This window comes from Mycobacterium toneyamaense (assembly GCF_055384815.1).
The window spans coordinates 212,776-228,347 of sequence record NZ_AP040333.1 but is presented as its reverse complement, the minus strand read 5'-3'; the positions used below and the strand labels follow the sequence as shown (position 1 = coordinate 228,347).

Annotated in this window: 16 protein-coding genes and 1 pseudogene; 13 read left to right on the top strand and 4 right to left on the bottom strand. The window is 67.9% G+C overall.

Annotated features, from left to right (window positions below):
* Positions 1-39: 39 nt before the first annotated feature.
* Positions 40-1,227, bottom strand: a complete 1,188-nt coding sequence (locus tag ACZ5IQ_RS01055) for a glycosyltransferase family 4 protein (RefSeq protein WP_464480673.1) — start codon at positions 1,225-1,227, stop codon at positions 40-42.
* Positions 1,228-1,284: 57 nt separating this feature from the next.
* On the opposite strand from ACZ5IQ_RS01055, the gene ACZ5IQ_RS01050 reads away from it, so the two are divergent.
* From ACZ5IQ_RS01050 to ACZ5IQ_RS01030, 5 genes are all read left to right on the top strand, one after another.
* Positions 1,285-2,043, top strand: coding sequence for a class I SAM-dependent methyltransferase (locus ACZ5IQ_RS01050; RefSeq protein ID WP_464481521.1), 759 nt, complete (start codon positions 1,285-1,287; stop codon positions 2,041-2,043).
* Between the two features lie 55 nt (positions 2,044-2,098).
* Positions 2,099-3,571 (top strand): aldehyde dehydrogenase, encoded by a 1,473-nt coding sequence (locus ACZ5IQ_RS01045; RefSeq protein ID WP_464480672.1) that lies wholly within the window; start codon positions 2,099-2,101, stop codon positions 3,569-3,571.
* A gap of 171 nt (positions 3,572-3,742) precedes the next feature.
* The gene (locus ACZ5IQ_RS01040) at positions 3,743-4,156 is read left to right on the top strand and encodes a hypothetical protein (RefSeq protein WP_464481525.1); all 414 of its coding nucleotides are present in this window, start codon (positions 3,743-3,745) and stop codon (positions 4,154-4,156) included.
* Positions 4,157-4,387: 231 nt separating this feature from the next.
* Positions 4,388-4,522 carry a hypothetical protein gene (locus tag ACZ5IQ_RS01035; RefSeq protein WP_020103445.1) on the top strand — a complete coding sequence of 45 codons (135 nt, stop codon included), beginning with the start codon at positions 4,388-4,390 and terminating at the stop codon, positions 4,520-4,522.
* A 56-nt stretch (positions 4,523-4,578) separates the two neighbouring features.
* Positions 4,579-5,154 carry a TetR/AcrR family transcriptional regulator gene (locus tag ACZ5IQ_RS01030; protein ID WP_212814456.1) on the top strand — a complete coding sequence of 192 codons (576 nt, stop codon included), beginning with the start codon at positions 4,579-4,581 and terminating at the stop codon, positions 5,152-5,154.
* On the opposite strand, the gene ACZ5IQ_RS01025 is transcribed toward ACZ5IQ_RS01030, so the two are convergent.
* Positions 5,151-5,678, bottom strand: coding sequence for a dihydrofolate reductase family protein (locus tag ACZ5IQ_RS01025; protein ID WP_212807963.1), 528 nt, complete (start codon positions 5,676-5,678; stop codon positions 5,151-5,153). The genes ACZ5IQ_RS01030 and ACZ5IQ_RS01025 overlap by 4 nt on opposite strands.
* 58 nt (positions 5,679-5,736) lie before the next feature.
* Between ACZ5IQ_RS01025 and ACZ5IQ_RS01020 the strand changes: the two are divergent.
* The 4 genes and pseudogenes from ACZ5IQ_RS01020 to ACZ5IQ_RS01005 form a co-directional block, all read left to right on the top strand.
* Positions 5,737-6,855 (top strand): annotated as a pseudogene (locus ACZ5IQ_RS01020) (acyl-CoA dehydrogenase family protein); the annotation flags it as partial.
* 204 nt (positions 6,856-7,059) lie between these two features.
* Positions 7,060-7,869, top strand: a complete 810-nt coding sequence (locus ACZ5IQ_RS01015) for an acyl-CoA dehydrogenase family protein (RefSeq protein ID WP_244881367.1) — start codon at positions 7,060-7,062, stop codon at positions 7,867-7,869.
* An 89-nt stretch (positions 7,870-7,958) separates the two neighbouring features.
* A complete protein-coding gene (locus ACZ5IQ_RS01010; protein ID WP_212807961.1) occupies positions 7,959-8,444 on the top strand; it encodes a hypothetical protein in 486 nt (161 codons plus the stop codon).
* A 42-nt stretch (positions 8,445-8,486) separates the two neighbouring features.
* On the top strand, positions 8,487-8,954 hold the full coding sequence (locus ACZ5IQ_RS01005) for a hypothetical protein (RefSeq protein ID WP_464480671.1): 468 nt from the start codon (positions 8,487-8,489) through the stop codon (positions 8,952-8,954).
* Positions 8,955-8,984: 30 nt separating this feature from the next.
* Here ACZ5IQ_RS01005 and ACZ5IQ_RS01000 read toward each other — a convergent pair whose 3' ends face one another.
* Positions 8,985-9,770, bottom strand: coding sequence for a crotonase/enoyl-CoA hydratase family protein (locus ACZ5IQ_RS01000; RefSeq protein WP_212814458.1), 786 nt, complete (start codon positions 9,768-9,770; stop codon positions 8,985-8,987).
* A 147-nt stretch (positions 9,771-9,917) separates the two neighbouring features.
* On the opposite strand from ACZ5IQ_RS01000, the gene ACZ5IQ_RS00995 reads away from it, so the two are divergent.
* The 4 genes from ACZ5IQ_RS00995 to ACZ5IQ_RS00980 all read left to right on the top strand — a co-directional run bounded on the left by ACZ5IQ_RS00995 (position 9,918) and on the right by ACZ5IQ_RS00980 (position 14,118).
* Complete coding sequence (locus tag ACZ5IQ_RS00995) at positions 9,918-10,670, top strand: lysophospholipid acyltransferase family protein (RefSeq protein WP_244872892.1); 753 nt, start codon at positions 9,918-9,920, stop codon at positions 10,668-10,670.
* A gap of 54 nt (positions 10,671-10,724) precedes the next feature.
* Positions 10,725-12,296, top strand: coding sequence for an acyl-CoA ligase FadD12 (fadD12, locus tag ACZ5IQ_RS00990; protein ID WP_244872893.1), 1,572 nt, complete (start codon positions 10,725-10,727; stop codon positions 12,294-12,296).
* Complete coding sequence (locus tag ACZ5IQ_RS00985; RefSeq protein ID WP_212807957.1) at positions 12,286-13,518, top strand: alpha/beta hydrolase; 1,233 nt, start codon at positions 12,286-12,288, stop codon at positions 13,516-13,518. Before fadD12 ends, ACZ5IQ_RS00985 begins: the two co-directional genes overlap by 11 nt.
* 234 nt (positions 13,519-13,752) lie before the next feature.
* Positions 13,753-14,118 carry a hypothetical protein gene (locus ACZ5IQ_RS00980; protein ID WP_212807956.1) on the top strand — a complete coding sequence of 122 codons (366 nt, stop codon included), beginning with the start codon at positions 13,753-13,755 and terminating at the stop codon, positions 14,116-14,118.
* A gap of 19 nt (positions 14,119-14,137) precedes the next feature.
* Here the strand turns inward: ACZ5IQ_RS00980 and ACZ5IQ_RS00975 are convergent, their stop codons facing one another.
* A complete protein-coding gene (locus ACZ5IQ_RS00975; RefSeq protein ID WP_212807955.1) occupies positions 14,138-15,556 on the bottom strand; it encodes a WS/DGAT/MGAT family O-acyltransferase in 1,419 nt (472 codons plus the stop codon).
* Positions 15,557-15,572: the final 16 nt, after the last annotated feature.

The window sequence follows — 15,572 nt, the reverse complement described above, 5'->3', positions numbered from 1 at the left end:
TAATTTCCCAGCTCAAGCCAGGCTCGCTCGCGACTCGGTTCAGACGATCCCGTTGACGAACTTGCCGTCCCGGACCGCTTCGGCAACGGTCCGCATAGCGGAAGCGCTTTGCGGCCACGAGAATTCGGCGGCCCGCACCTGCGCCTTGGTACCCAGCTGATCGCGCAGGACGGCGTCGGTCAGCAGGGTCTCGAGCGCGGTGACCAGACCACGGTGGTCGTCGACCAGCAGGCCCGTGACGCCGTCGACGATCGAATCGGTCAGGCCGCCCGAGGACCGGTAGCCGACCGTGGGCACGCCGTGCTGCGCGGCCTCGATGACGGCCAGCGCCCAGCCTTCCTTGCGCGACGGCAGTGCATGCACCCAAGCCTGTTGCAGCACTTCGTGTTTGGTGGCCTCGTCGACATGGCCGTGGAACGTGACCGCGGCACCGATGCCCAGCCGCCGGGCGTGCGCGACCAGGCGCTCGTCCCACCAGCCACCGCCGACGACATCCAGACGCAGCCCCGGCACCACTGGCGCCAGCAGCGCGACGGCGTCGAGCACGTCCTCGATCTGCTTGTGCGGCACCAACCTCGACAGCACGACGATGCGCGGCTCCGTCGCCCGGGGCAGCGACAGGGACGCCGCCGGAGCGAGGTCGACGCCGTTGCGCACGACAGCGATCCGCGAAGCGTCGACGCCCAGATCCACGAGGTCCCGGGCCGACGGCAGCGACACCGTCACGTACTGGTTGTTGCGGTGCAGCCGGGGCGAGAGCCGCGACTCCACGAACCACCCGAACTTGCTCATCACGCGCCCAGCTACCGGCCACTGGTCGCGGTGGCAGTGATGTACCAGCACCATCGCGCGCCGGCCGTAGGCCAGGCGAGCCAGGAAGGGGATGCCGTTCTGCGAATCGATCACCACATCCGGCCGGACGCCGCGCAGCGGGCCCAGCCCGACGCGGGCCAGCACCATGGCCAGCCCGGCCCAGATGTAGACCGACAGCCGGCCACCGCCGCGGCTGATCCGGATGCCGTCGACGACCTCGGTGCGCGACGCCCCGCGATAGCGGGCGGTCCGCAGCGTCACCCGCACGCCGGACTCCGCCAGCTGTGCGCCGATGCGCTGCAGATACGTCTCGCTCCCGCCACCCTGGGGATGGCCGGTGTCGCGCCAGCAGAGCAGCAGCACCGACCGGATCTCGTCAGGAGATCCAGCAGGCTGCTGGGGGTGGTCTGGCATCGAATGAAGGGTACCGGTCAGTAGGGTTGCGGAGTGAATCACCGGGCAGCCAAACGACTGGTCACCACGCGTAAGCGGGCCACCCTCGCGCGCTCGATCCGACTGCTCGGCGAGTTCCGTTTCGAGCAGAGCGACCCGGCCCGCTTCTACGGCGGCCTCGCCCGCGACACCGTCGCGCTCGTGGACGGTCTGTGGCGCGACCTCAACGGCACCGCCCCCGACGGCATGACGGTGCTCGACGTCGGCGGCGGCCCGGGCTACTTCGCCACCGAATTCTCCAGCGCCGGAATGACATACATCGGCGTCGAGCCCGACCCTCGCGAGATGCACGCGGGTCCGGCCGCGCAACCCGATGGCGCCGGTAGCTTCGTGCGCGCCTCGGGCATGGCGCTGCCGTTCGCCGACGACAGCGTCGATGCCTGTTTGTCGTCGAACGTCGCCGAACACGTCCCCGAACCGTGGCTGATGGGCCGGGAGATGCTGCGGGTCACCCGGCCGGGCGGGCTGGTGGTCCTGTCGTACACGGTGTGGCTCGGGCCCTTCGGTGGGCACGAGATGGGGCTGACGCACTACCTCGGCGGCCGGCGGGCCGCCGAGATGTACACCCGCAAACACGGCCGCCGGCCGAAGAACGACTACGGATCGTCGTTGTTCGCGGTGTCTGCCGCAGCTGGGCTGGAGTGGGCGCGCAGCACGGGGGCGCTGGTCGCCGCATTCCCCCGCTACCACCCGCAATGGGCCTGGCGTGCGACTTCTGTACCGGTGTTACAGGAGTTCTTGACGAGCAACCTGGTGTTGGTGCTCCGGCCCAGCTGAATGACCTAATTGGAACATGTTCTCGTTTGGCCGAAAACTCGGTAGTGTGACGGCCATGACACAGAGCACGGCTTTCAAAACCGAGTGGGATCAGCTGTTCATCGGCGGTCAGTGGACCGCACCCGCGACGTCGGACGTCATCGAGGTGCACTCCCCGGCCACCGGCGAGCTCGTCGGCAAGGTGCCGCTGGCCTCGAAGGCCGATGTGGATGCCGCCTGTGCCGCCGCCCGCAAGGCGTTCGACGAGGGCCCGTGGCCCAAGATGTCGCCGGCCGAGCGCGCCGCGGTGATCGCCGAGGCGTCGCGCATCATGACCGAGCGCGCCGATGAGCTGAAGTTCCTGCTCGCCGCCGAGACCGGCCAGCCGCCGAGCATCGTCGACATGATGCAGTACGGCGCCGCCATGTCGTCGTTCAACTACTACGCCGGCGCCGCCGACAAGTTCCAGTGGAGCGACATCCGCGACGGCATCTACGGCCAGACCCTGGTGACCCGCGAGCCCATCGGGGTCGTCGCCGCCGTCGCCGCGTGGAACGTCCCCTTCTTCCTGGCCGCCAACAAGCTGGGTCCGGCACTGCTCGCCGGCTGCACCGTCGTGCTCAAGCCCGCAGCCGAGACGCCGCTGTCGGTGTTCGCGATGGCGCAGGCCTTCGCCGACGCCGGCCTGCCCGAGGGCGTGCTGTCGATCGTGCCGGGTGGCCCCGAGACCGGCCGCGCGCTGACCGCCAACCCCGAGATCGACAAGTTCACCTTCACCGGCAGCTCGGCTGTCGGCAAGGAGATCGGCAAGGTCGCCGCTGAGCGCCTCAAGCCCTGCACCCTGGAACTCGGCGGCAAGTCCGCGGCGATCATCCTCGAGGACGCCGACCTGGACTCCACCCTTCCGATGCTGCTGTTCTCGGGCCTGATGAACACCGGCCAGGCCTGCGTCGGCCAGACCCGCATCCTGGCCCCGCGGTCGCGGTACGACGAGGTCGTCGAGAAGGTGGCCGCCGGCGCGGCCGCCATGCAGGTCGGCCTCCCCGATAATCCGGCCGCCATGATCGGTCCGCTGATCAGCGAGAAGCAGCGCGAGCGCGTCGAGAGCTACATCAAGAAGGGTGTCGAAGAAGGCGCCCGCATCGCCACCGGCGGTGGCCGTCCCGACGGCCTCGATTCCGGTTGGTTCGTGCAGCCGACGGTGTTCGCCGATGTCGACAACTCGATGACCATCGCCCAGGAGGAGATCTTCGGCCCGGTGTTGGCGATCATCCCCTTCGACAGCGAAGAAGACGCCATCCGGATCGCCAACGACTCGGACTACGGCCTGGCCGGCAGCGTCTACACCACCGACATCCCGCGGGCCATGAAGATCGCCTCGCAGATTCGCACCGGCACCTACGCGGTCAACATGTACGCGTTCGACCCGGGTGCGCCGTTCGGCGGCTACAAGAACTCCGGCATCGGCCGCGAGAACGGCCCCGAGGGCATCGAGGCCTACTGCCAGGCCAAGAGCGTCCTGATGCCATTCGGCTACACCCCGGAGTAATACCGCCTTCGTCCGGATGGCCACCCGCGCTTTGTCCTTCGCCCCTCGGGGGACTCGGCCGGGTGGCCATTCGGCTTTTCAGCACCGGTTTTTTATCCCAGGCGAACCCCAGCAATCGCTGATACCGTCACGCCCGTCCGAAGGTCTGGCAAACAATCTGGGAGGAAACGTATGGCTGTCTCTGTAGATCTCGACAAAGCACTCGACAAGGCGTACGAGGGCAAGTCCCTCAAGGAAATCCTCGACGCATCGCCCGCCGCGCTGGCCGGGGTCAGCGACGCCGACGCCGAGCACCTCGCCGCGGCGTTCAACATCAAGACCGTGCGTCAGCTCGGTTCCTCGCTGCCGCGCTCGTCGCGCTGGAGAACGCCGGCTAGTTTTCTCTGCGAACTGACGCAAAACTGCCCCTACTCCTCGGAGTGGGGGCAGTTTTGTGTCTGCTCGTCTCGTTGCCCGCCACGAGGGTGCACTCAGATCGCACCTCTCGCCCGATCTTCGATCTGGCTGCACGCTCGTGATCAACGCGGCCGTACATCTTCGCCAATGTGCGGACAGATCGTCCTGCAGGCCAGATCCCCGATCTGAGCGCACGCTCGGAGGCGAACCCACAACGCCCCTGCGGAAGACCCCTGATGACGGTCTGCACATCGAGTTCGGACGTCCACCCAGAAGTGAATTCTTGATCACAGAACTATGTAACCAGCCATAATTTCGACGCCATTTGGCCGCTGCGGCCGCCCAATAGTGACCTGGAATACATTCTTTGGCCCGATGTGTCCGACGTTTTATGCTGAGACCCATATCAAGGAGGGCGCCATGTGGGTCGTCGAGGTCAACGTGAAGGGCCATCGCTTCACGCACACCGTCCTGGGTGCCAACGAGCGGCTGCGTGAAGCGGCGCGGGGCGTGCAGGACCGGATGACGCAGCTGCGGAACCGGGTCACGCATTGACGTCAGCTGAGCCCGTCACCAAGACGGTCAACAAGCGGGGCGCCACGCGGGAACGGATGGTGCGCAGCGCCGCCGCCGTGCTGCGTGAACGCGGCGCCGCGGGCCTGACCATCGACGAGGTGTTGGTCCGTAGCGGTGCCCCGCGCGGCTCGGTCTACCACCACTTTCCCGAGGGCCGCAGCCAGCTGCTGATCGAGGCCCTGCAGTTCGCCGGCGATGCGATTGCCGCCCATATCGACGGTTCCGCCGCCTACGGCGGCATCGCCCTCGTCCGCGGATTCGTCACGTTCTGGGATCGCATCCTCGCCGACAGTGACTTCACCGCCGGGTGTCCGGTGGTCGCCGCGGCGGTCGGGTCGGGCGACGAAGCGCCGACCCTGACCCCCATCGCCGCCGGGATCTTCGACCGGTGGCGCACCGCGCTCGGACACGCCTTCACCGCCGAAGGCTTCAGCGACACCGACGCGTCAACCCTGGCCGTCACCTGCCTGGCCGCGCTCGAGGGCGCCGTGATCCTGAGCCGCTCGTCACGCAGCGTCGAGCCGTTGCACGATGTTGCCACTCAGCTCGAATTCCTGATCAAGGCAAAGGCTTTCGTCAAGAACAACGGCCTGCCGACCGCCGGCAGTTAGCCTTCCGCGCGAGCCCAGCGTGCACACACGAAGTCCCTGTTGACGGCGGATTCCACCAGCCGCCACTCCGAGCGCACCGGCAGCACCGGCGCGCCCTCGCCCAGCGAGCACGGCGCGTACGACACCACCAGTTCATCGACCAGGCCGGCCTTCACGAACTGCGCCGCAACGTCCCCGCCTCCGAGAATCCACACGTCGCGGTCGCCCGCCGCCTCGACCAGCGTCGGATGCAGTTGCGCCACATCACCGCTCACCGCCTGCACCGGATGGCCGTCGACGATGATGCCGGGCCGGGACGTGAGCACCCACGTCGGCTGGGGATACGGCCAGTCGCCCGGCTCGTGCTCGACGACCCACTGGTACGTCGTCGACCCCAGGACCAGCGCACCGACGGACTTCTCGAACGCCTTGTAGCCGAACGGCCCGTCGACGTCGATGTCACGCGAGAGCAGCCAGTCGAGGCTGCCCGCAGAATCGACGATGAAGCCGTCCAAGCTGGATGCGCTGTAGTAGATGGTCGCCATCTCGCCGAGTATGCCGTGACCCACCGACAATCTGCGGCGCCATGATTACTGTTGCCCGATGGACGATTTCGACGCGCTCCGCGCCGACGATGGTGACCTGGCGGAACTGCGCGACGACCTGCGCCGGTTCCTGGCCGAGGACGCGGCGCAGTTCGGCTGGCAGCCCGGTGTCGACTGCTGGCTGTCGAAGTGGGACGCCGACTTCAGCAGGCGGCTGGCGGTGGCCGGCTTCGTCGGGCTGACCATCCCCGTCGAGTACGGCGGCCGCGGGCGCAGCCACATGCACCGGTACGTCGTCACCGAGGAGCTCCTGGCCCACGGCGCCCCAGTGGCCGCGCACTGGATCGCCGACCGACAGGTGGCGCCGGCCCTCCTCAGCTACGGCAGCGAGGAACAACGGCGCCGGCTCCTGCCCCGAATTGCTTCCGGCACTTTGTATTCGGCCATCGGCATGAGTGAGCATGAGGCTGGTTCCGACCTGGCCGCCGTCACCACCAGGGCCACCCGCACCGACGGCGGCTGGCTGCTGAGCGGCAGCAAGGTATGGACCAGCGGTGCGCATCTGGCCCACCAGATCGTGGTGCTCGCCCGCACCAGCCCCCTGGACCCGAAACATCGGCACGCGGGATTCAGTCAGTTCATCGTCCCCACCGACGCTCCGGGCGTCACCATCGAGCCCATCGTCCAGATGAACGGTGAGCACCATTTCAACGAGGTGCTGTTCGACGACGTCGCGCTGACCGACGCCGACCTGCTGGGCACGGTCGGCGCCGGCTGGCATCAGGTGACCTCCGAACTGGGTTTCGAACGCAGCGGGCCGGAGCGCTTCCTGTCCACGGCCACACTGCTTTTCGCCCTCGTCGAGGCACTGCGGGACGAACCCCGCGCCGACGTCGGCGACCTGATGGCACGGATGATTTCGTTGCGCCAACTCTCGATATCGGTCGCCCGGGCCCTGACGGCCGGCCAGGACGCCGCGGTGTCCGCCGCGCTGGTGAAGGACCTCGGCACCCGCTTCGAACAGGATTCCGTCGAGATCGCCGCGGAGCTGCTGGACCGGTACGACGGCCCCGACCGCCGGCGGCTGCAGACGATGCTGGACACCGCCCGCGTGCACGCCCCGCTGTTCACGCTGCGCGGCGGCACGAATGAGGTCCTGCGCGGCATCGTCGCCAAGAACTGGACCAAACAGGCTGCTGCCGAACAGCCTTCGGACGAGTATGCGGAATTGCGCGAACTGGCCGAGCAGATCGGCCAGACGGCCGCGCCCGCGCGGACATTGCCGCTGACGTTCGACGACGCGTTGTGGCGCACCGCCGAGGGTTCAGGGCTGACCCGGCTGAGCAGTGAGCCCGACGCCGGGCCCGCCGCCACGGCCGTCGTGCTGGGCGCTCTGGCCCGCCACGGGGCCGCGGTACCGATCGCCGAAACCGATGTGCTGGCAACATGGTTGGCCGCCGAAGCCGGCCTGCCGATACCGGAATCGGGGCCGCTCACACTCGCGGTGGACGGCGTCGCCACCTGGCCACAATGCGGGCCCATTGTTGTGGCCACTCGAGGTGCCGACGCCCTGTACGTCGCACTGCGCGACGCACCGACACTCGTCGAAGACGGACACAATCTCGCCGGCGAGCCCCGCGCCATCGTCGAATTCGACACCGCGGCAGCCGATGTCGTTCAGCTGCCGCTCGCGGTCGCCGACGAACTGACCATCCGCGGCGCCTGGTGCCGCTGCGTGCAGATTGTCGGCGCCTTCGATGCGGCCGCACAACTGACCGTCGCGCACACCGAGACGCGCATACAGTTCGGCCGCCCGCTCGCGGCGTTCCAGGCCGTGCAACACTCGCTGGCCACGATGCTCGGGGAGATCGAGCGTGCCAGAGCGGCAACCATTCTGGCGATCACCGCCGCCGCTCGGTACGGCTTCGGCGACGACCGCACCGCCTACGCCACCACGGTGGCCAAGGTGGCCGTCGGCCGGGCCGTCGCTCCGGTGACGACCATCGCCCATCAGCTGCACGGCGCCATCGGCACCACGGCGGAACATCCGCTGTGGCGCGCCACCCTGCGCGCACGCAGTTGGGCCGATGAGTTCGGTAGCACCGGCCGGCACGCCCGGCGACTGGCCGACCGCACGGCGACGACGGACGCCTGGGATGTGACGGTGGGCCGCACCGGAAACCCGTTGTGATCTAAGTCAACATCCGCGCGGAAAGTGCGTTCCGTCCGCTTGTGACGGCCACCACTGCGTTACCGGCGGTCTCGGTAAAAACTCGACACATGTCCAAGAAGAGTGGCGCTTTCGCCGCGTTGGCCGTCTGTGCCGCCCTGCCCGCCGCGACCCTCGTCGCGGCGCCCGCCCAGGCCGCGGGCACGGCCCGTCAGACCCTGATGTCGCGGGCCTACACCTGCGATCGGCAGCCGATCAACTACATGAAGTTCCGCTTCCCGGCCGTCCCGACGGCGGAGATCACCTCCGACGGGCGCACCGCCACCGCCCACGTCGAGATGCTCGACGGCGCGCGCAACGCGCAGTACACGGTCCGCGTGATCCCGGCACCGCATGCCACCCTCGGCTGCCTGCCGGGCGACCCGAGCATCGGCACCGCCCCGCTGAGCACCGACGGCTGGGGCAACGGCAGCGCCACCGTCCAGCTGCCCGTCGCCCCCGGCACCACCGGCGTCTGGGTCGCGGTCGATCTGCCCCAGCCGCATTCGCAGAGCCCGGCCGAGTTCTACAGCAGCGACTTCGTCGCCTCGGTCTGACCCCACTGGCCGACGACAGCCGTCTCCCGGTAGAACAAACACATGCGCTACCGGGAGAACATGACGTCGCGGCGACTCATCGGCGGTCAGACCGCCGTGCTGGCAGCCGCTCTGCTGCTGGCCGGATGTTCGGGTGACAAGCAGCCGGCGCAGCCGACCACCTCGGCATCGAGCGCTCCGGCGCAGAGTTCCTCGGTCGCCCCGAGCACGCCCGCGGCGGAAGCGCCGCCGTCACCCACCAGCCGTCAGCTCGACGGCGGGACGTGCCTGCAACTCACCGGCGCGGTGGTGAACCTGATGTCCGGCGCGTCCCCCGAGGACTCGAAGGCAGCCGGGGACACCATCAACGGTTTCCACCCGCCGGCCGATGTGCAGGCCGCCGTGACGCATTTCGTCAAGACCAACGGCCTGCACAGCAGCGATCCCGACCGCAGCCAGTTCAGCCGCACGCTCAACAACTGGGTTGAGCAGCAGTGCCCCGTGCAGCAGCCGGAAAAGAAACCGAGGTAGCAGCATCGGCTGAGCCGATGGTCGGCAGCCTCAGCTACCGGTCCACTGCGGCGCGCGCTTTTCGGCGAAGGCCACCGCGCCCTCGCGCGCATCCTTCGACATGAAGACCGGCCCCAGAATGGCGCCCTGCTTCTCCCACTTCTCGGCGTCGGACCAGTCGGACGACTCGACGATGATGCGCTTGGTCGCGGCGACCGCGAGCGGCCCGTTCGCGGTGATCCGCTCGGCCAGCGCGAGCGCGGCATCGAGTGCGCCACCGGGCTCGGTCAGCTCGTTGACCAGGCCCAGTTCGTGCGCCCGCGTCGCGGTCAGGTTGTCACCGGTGAGGGCGAGTTCCATGGCGATGGCGTACGGGATGCGCTGCGGCAGCCGCAGCAACCCGCCGGCGCCGGCGACCAGGCCGCGCTTGACCTCGGGGATGCCGAAGGCCGCCGCGTTGGACGCGACGATCAGGTCGGCCGACAGCGCCAGCTCGGTGCCACCCGCCAGGGCGTAGCCCTCGACAGCAGCGATCAGCGGCTTGGCCGGCGGACGCTGGGTGAAGCCGAGGCCGCGATCCGAGAGGATGTTCTCGCCTTTGGCGAAGGCCTTCAGATCCATGCCCGCACAGAACGAGCCGCCGGCTCCCGTCAGCACCGCGACGGACAGTCCCGGGTCTTCGTCGAGGCGGTCCGCGGCGGCCGCCAAGCCCTTGCTGACCGCTGAGTTGACAGCGTTCTTGGCCTGGGGCCGATTGATGGTGATGATCAGTATGCGGTCGCGCTGTTCGACGAGGACAGCATCTTCGCTGGTGGCTTCTTCGGTCACGACGGTGATGCTAGCCACAGGGGATTGGCGTCCGGCGGTCAACCAGTGAATAATCGAAAATTAGAACATGTTCTAGTTTTTGCCGCAGTCAGAGGAGAAACCGTGGCCAAGCTGCCCGAAATCACCAAATTCGACCCGGAGCTGACCGAGAAGGTCATGGGGATTCTCCGACCGCTGCTGAAGGTCTATCACCGGTCCGAGGTCCGCGGATTGGAGAACATTCCCCTCGGCGGCGCACTCGTGGTGAGCAACCACTCGGGCGGCATGCTGCCCATGGACGTGCCGATCTTCTCGTCGCACTTCTACGAGAAATACGGCTACGACCGCCCCGTCTACACCCTCAGCCACGCCATGCTGATGGTCGGCCCGACCGCGGACTTCTTCAAGAAGACCGGCTACATCCTGGCGAGCCACGAGAACGCCGACGAGGCACTGCGCTCCGGCGGCCTCGTCGTGGTGTTCCCCGGCGGGGACTACGACGTCTACCGGCCGTCGACCGACGCCAACAAGATCGACTTCGACGGCCGCAAGGGTTACGTGAAGGCCGCGATCAACGCCGGCGTCCCGATCGTGCCGATGGTCGGCATCGGCGGCCAGGAGACCCAGCTGTTCCTGACCCGCGGCGAGAAGATCGCCAAGGCGCTCGGTCCCATCGCCCGCGCCGCGCGCGCCAAGGTGGTGCCGCTGTCCATCGGGCTGCCGTTCGGGCTGTCCGCCGTGCTGCCGCTGAACCTGCCGCTTCCGTCGAAGATCGTCATGCAGGTGCTGCCGCCCGTCGATCCCACGGCGATCGCCTTCGCCTCCGGCGATGAGCCCGACGTCGATGCCGTCGACGCGCACGTCCGCAAGGTCATGCAGGACGCTCTCGACGAACTCGCCGAAGAGCGCCGCTTCCCGGTAATAGGCTGACCGGCCGTGGGAATCACCGACAAGCTGACCGCGACAGCGGGCCTGGTCAACACCATGGTGCGGGCCGGTGTCATCGCCCCGCTCCGCCCGGACAAGTACGTGCGGATCGCCGGTGCCATGGCGCGCGAAAACATGAGCGTCACTTCGGGTTTCGCGAGTTCCGCGCAACGCTGCGGGAACCGCCCCGGCCTCATCGACGAGCTGGGCACGCTGACCTTCAGTGAGCTCGACAAGCGCGGCGACGCCTTCGCCGCCGCCCTGCAGACGCTGCCCTCGGCCAAGGTCGTGGGCATCATGGCACGCAACCACCGCGGCTTCGTCGACTCCCTGATCGCGGCCAACCGCATCGGCGCAGATGTGTTGCTGCTCAACACTTCCTTCGCCGGCCCGGCGATGGCCGAGGTCGTGGCCCGCGAGAACGTCGACGTCATCATCTACGACGAAGAGTTCACGGCGACGGTCGATCGTGCGCTCGAGGGCCGGACCGGCACCACGCGAATCGTGGCGTGGACCGATACCGACGACCACCCGCTGACCGTCGAGTCGCTCATCATCGACCACCTGGGGCTGCAGCCGCGACGCACCGGCGAGAAGAGCCGGGTGATCCTGCTGACCTCCGGAACCACCGGAACTCCCAAGGGCGCCAAGCATTCCGGCGGTGGGCTGGACGCACTGAAGGCCATCCTGGATCGGACGCCGTGGCGCACGGAGGAGACGACCGTCGTCGTCGCACCGATGTTCCACGCCTGGGGCTTCTCGCAACTGGTTTTCGCGGCATCGATGGCCTGCACCGTCGTCACGCGCCGCAAGTTCGACCCACAGGCCACGCTGGCGTTGGTCGACAAGTACCAGGCAACCGGATTGTGCGTCGTCCCAGTGATGTTCGACCGCATCATGGAACTGCCCGACCACATCCGCAACCGCTACAGCGGCCGCTCGCTGCGGTTCGCCGCGGCCTCCGGCTCACGGATGCGCCCCGACGTCGTCACCTCGTTCATGGACCAGTTCGGTGACGTCATCTACAACAACTACAACGCCACCGAGGCCGGCATGATCGCCACCGCGACGCCGGCCGACCTGCGCGCCGCCCCCGACACCGCCGGCCGCCCGGCCGAGGGCACCGAGATCAAGATCCTGGACGCCGACTTCAACGAGTTGCCGACAGGCGAGGTGGGCACCATCTACGTGCGCAACTCGACCCAGTTCGACGGCTATACCTCCGGCGCCACAAAGGATTTCCACCAGGACTACATGTCCTCGGGTGACGTCGGCTATCTCGATGCCGCGGGCCGCCTGTTCGTGGTGGGCCGCGACGACGAGATGATCGTGTCGGGCGGCGAGAACGTCTACCCCATCGAGGTGGAGAAGACGCTGTCCACCCACCCGGACGTCGCCGAGGCCACGGTACTGGGCGTCGACGACGAGCAGTACGGCCAGCGCCTGGCCGCGTTCGTCGTGCTGGCCGACGGGGCAACGGCCACCGAGGACGTCCTCAAGCAGCACGTGCGCGACAACCTCGCCAATTACAAAGTGCCACGGTCGATCACGGTGCTCACGGAGCTGCCGCGCAACAGTACCGGCAAGATCGACCGCCGCGAGCTGAAGGCGCTGGCCGATGGCGCGTAAAACGGTGACCCTGCTACGGGCTGTCCTCGGTCTCGTCAACGCCACCAACGCGGCCAGCCCGCTGGCCCGGTCCGGGAACCCCGGCATCGTCGCGTTCGCGTACGGCTGGCCGTCCAGTGAAGCAGCCGGCTTCGTGCTCAGTTCCTCAATACTGTCCGCGATCCGCCGGGGCCGGCATGGCGCCTTCTCGGGCACCAGCGGCCGAATCGCGTTGGCCATCAACGCGATCACCTGGGCCATCCTGGGTTACATCCTCACCCGCAGCCGGAGCTCGCGGCCCGCGTTCGAGGAGCCGCTGGATGACGTGATCGGTCCGCGCAACCCGGCCGATCCCGGCGTCCCGCGCCTGCCCGGCATCGGGCGCACCATGCTGTCGCGCCGCAAGTACAACAAGGACACCGTCAAGTACGGCCCGCACCGCGCCAACCTGGCCGACATCTGGCGCCGCCCGGACCTGCCGCGTGACGGTAAAGCCCCTGTGCTGCTTCAGGTTCCGGGTGGTGGCTGGATGCTCGGCGATCGCCGGCCGCAGGCGTACCCACTGATGGGCGCCCTGGCCGACCGCGGCTGGATCTGCGTGTCCATCGGCTACCGCGTCAGCCCGAAACATCAGTGGCCGGCGCACATCATCGACGTGAAGCAGGCCCTGGCCTGGGTCAAGGAGCACATCGCCGAGTACGGCGGCGATCCGGATTTCGTCGCGATCAGTGGCGGCTCGGCGGGCGGTCACCTGTCCTCGCTCGCAGCCCTGACTCCCGGAGATCCCCAGTGGCAGCCCGGTTTCGAAGATGCCGACACCTCGGTGGTGGCCGCAGTCCCGGTGTACGGCCGGTACGACTGGTTCGGCTTCGAAGGCCCCGGCCGCGCCGAGATGATGCGTGCCCTCGAGCAGCTGATCATCAAGAAGCGGTACGCCAACGACTCGCAGGTGTTCCTCGACGCTTCGCCCATCAAGCGGATCGGACCCGACGCGCCACCGTTCTTCGTGCTGCACGGCACCAACGACACGTTGATCGACGTCCAGGAGGGACGGGACTTCGTCGCAGCGCTGCGCGAGCAGTCACCGGCGCCGGTGGCGTACGCCGAGATCCCCAACGCGCAGCACGCATTCGACGTCTTCGGCTCGGCGCACGGCCGCTACACCGCCGAGGCGATCACGCGGTTCCTGGAGTGGGTGCGGGCGGAGAAGGCGAAGGTCGCCGACTCCGAGAGTGTCGGCTAGCGGGCGGTCCGGCCGGCCGGCGCGGTACGTGACCGCGCCGCTGTCATGGACATGTCCGATCTGGATCCGTCACCAACGGCTGACATCGTCACCTTGGGTTGACACTGTCAGCCCAAGGTGACGGCTCCCAGCCCGAACACACTTGGAGACGGGTCGCACCGGTCTCGGTCACACGAAACGTGTCGGTCCGTCGGCACATACTTTCCCCAGTGATCGACCCCGGAAGGTACAGCCATGACCTACCCAACCGAGCGGCCCTGGTGGGAACCACAACAACGCCGTCCGACGCGCGAAGAGATCGATGCCGCCGGCGATGCCTTCCGAAAAGCACATGGCCTTGACGTCGATGATGACGACGACGATTGGTCATTTGATGACGAACCCGCAGAACCCGATCCAATAGCCGCGGATGTATTCGGCGGCATCAGCCGACGAGCGCTGGCTCAGGCTCGCGACGACCTCGTCAGCGCCAAAACGCAATACGAGCAGGCCGTCCGCCAGGCCCGCGCCAACGGATGGACCTGGGCCGAGATCGGTCGGATCATGGGCGTGTCACGCCAGGTGCTCCACAAACGATTCCGCAACCGCCCGGCGGACTGACGCACCACCGGGCGCAAATCTACTGCGCCATGGCGGTCTCGACGACCGTCAGCTCCTCGGAAAGCCCTGCGGCCCTGCGGATCTGCTTGAAGTCGGCGACCATGCCGGCCGTCACCTCATGCGGATCGTCGGTGGTGGCACCGTCGGCGAGCACCGAGATGTTGAGCTGGTCGACGTAGCTCCACACCGTGATGTTCAGCCCGCTGCCCGCGGTGAGCGGTCCGACAGAGTAGATCTCGGTGACGGTCGCGCCGCCGACCTTGCCGCGTTCGCGGGGCCCCGGCACGTTGGAGATGTTGAGGTTCAGCACCTTGTTCTGCCCGTCCTTGTTGGACAGGCGGCGGAACATCGATTCCATCGGCGCCGGCGGCATGTAGGCCGCCCACCGGGCGACCAGCTCCGGGCCGACCAGCTGATGACTCTCCTTGGCCAGCAAGGCGGCCTCGCGGGCCTGCTGGACGCGCTGCGCGGCATCGTCGACGTCGACGGGCAACGCGATCAGCACACCACTGAATCGGTTGCCGGAGATACGATCCGGTGAAAAATCGTAGCTCATCGGCACCGACGCCAGCAGCGCGTGGTCGGCCTTGCCGTCGTATTTCAGCAGCAGCTCGCGCAGCGCCCCCGACGACATCGCCAGCACCAGGTCGTTGATGGTGACACCGAGCTTCTTGCTGGTCTCCTTGACGTCCGCGAGCGCCAAAGTCGCTGTGGCGAAACGCCGTTGGGGTGTGATGACGTGGTTCATGAAGCTCGGGGGCGGCGTGAACGGCCGGGTCAGTTCGGGCGACAGCTTGCGGCTGCTCTTGCGTACCCGCGCCATGCCGTCGGCGGTGTACTTCACGACGCCGGGGAACCGCGCGATCTGCCGGAGGTGATCCGCGAACGCGGACCGGACGAGCTGGCCGCGCGACGGTGCCGGATCCGTCACGTACAGATCGTTGTCCCGCTGCGGACCCTCGGTGATGTCCATGCCGAGCGCCAGCAGGTTGGCCGAGGCCACCCCGTCGGCCAATGCGTGATGGATCTTGCCGACCACGGCGACCCGCCCGTTGGCCAGGCCTTCGACGAGGTACATCTCCCACAGCGGACGGCTGCGATCCAGTGGGGTACTGGCGATTTCGCCGATCGCCTCGTCGAGTTCACGGCGGCCACCGGGGGCGGCCACCCGCCACGGCCGGACGTGATACTCGAGGTCGACCTCGGCATGCTCCCGCCACATGGGGTGGTGGAACTTGAACGGGATGTCGACGAGTTGATAGCCGAAAGGCTCCAGCTTGTGCAGGCGTTCGCGGAGCACGCGGCGGAACTCGTCGATGCCGAACGTGCGGTCGCCCAGGCCGGCGAGGTCGATGACGGCAATCTTGAGGGTGTGCATGTGCACGTTGGGCGTTTCCGAATACAGCAGGAACGCGTCCCACCCACTCAGTCGTTTCACTCGACCTCTCCTGCGC

What these genes read in the sequence shown, in the direction of transcription:
- fadD12 (WP_244872893.1), top strand. Translation starts at nt 10,725, where the DNA reads ATGGTGCGGGCCGGTGTCATCGCCCCGCTCCGCCCGGACAAGTACGTG.
- ACZ5IQ_RS01055 (WP_464480673.1), bottom strand. Translation starts at nt 1,227, where the DNA reads ATGCCAGACCACCCCCAGCAGCCTGCTGGATCTCCTGACGAGATCCGG.
- ACZ5IQ_RS00995 (WP_244872892.1), top strand. Translation starts at nt 9,918, where the DNA reads ATGGGGATTCTCCGACCGCTGCTGAAGGTCTATCACCGGTCCGAGGTC.
- ACZ5IQ_RS00980 (WP_212807956.1), top strand. Translation starts at nt 13,753, where the DNA reads ATGACCTACCCAACCGAGCGGCCCTGGTGGGAACCACAACAACGCCGT.
- ACZ5IQ_RS01035 (WP_020103445.1), top strand. Translation starts at nt 4,388, where the DNA reads ATGTGGGTCGTCGAGGTCAACGTGAAGGGCCATCGCTTCACGCACACC.
- ACZ5IQ_RS00985 (WP_212807957.1), top strand. Translation starts at nt 12,286, where the DNA reads ATGGCGCGTAAAACGGTGACCCTGCTACGGGCTGTCCTCGGTCTCGTC.
- ACZ5IQ_RS01030 (WP_212814456.1), top strand. Translation starts at nt 4,579, where the DNA reads ATGGTGCGCAGCGCCGCCGCCGTGCTGCGTGAACGCGGCGCCGCGGGC.
- ACZ5IQ_RS01040 (WP_464481525.1), top strand. Translation starts at nt 3,743, where the DNA reads ATGGCTGTCTCTGTAGATCTCGACAAAGCACTCGACAAGGCGTACGAG.
- ACZ5IQ_RS01025 (WP_212807963.1), bottom strand. Translation starts at nt 5,678, where the DNA reads ATGGCGACCATCTACTACAGCGCATCCAGCTTGGACGGCTTCATCGTC.
- ACZ5IQ_RS01005 (WP_464480671.1), top strand. Translation starts at nt 8,487, where the DNA reads ATGCGCTACCGGGAGAACATGACGTCGCGGCGACTCATCGGCGGTCAG.
- ACZ5IQ_RS01010 (WP_212807961.1), top strand. Translation starts at nt 7,959, where the DNA reads ATGTCCAAGAAGAGTGGCGCTTTCGCCGCGTTGGCCGTCTGTGCCGCC.
- ACZ5IQ_RS01045 (WP_464480672.1), top strand. Translation starts at nt 2,099, where the DNA reads ATGACACAGAGCACGGCTTTCAAAACCGAGTGGGATCAGCTGTTCATC.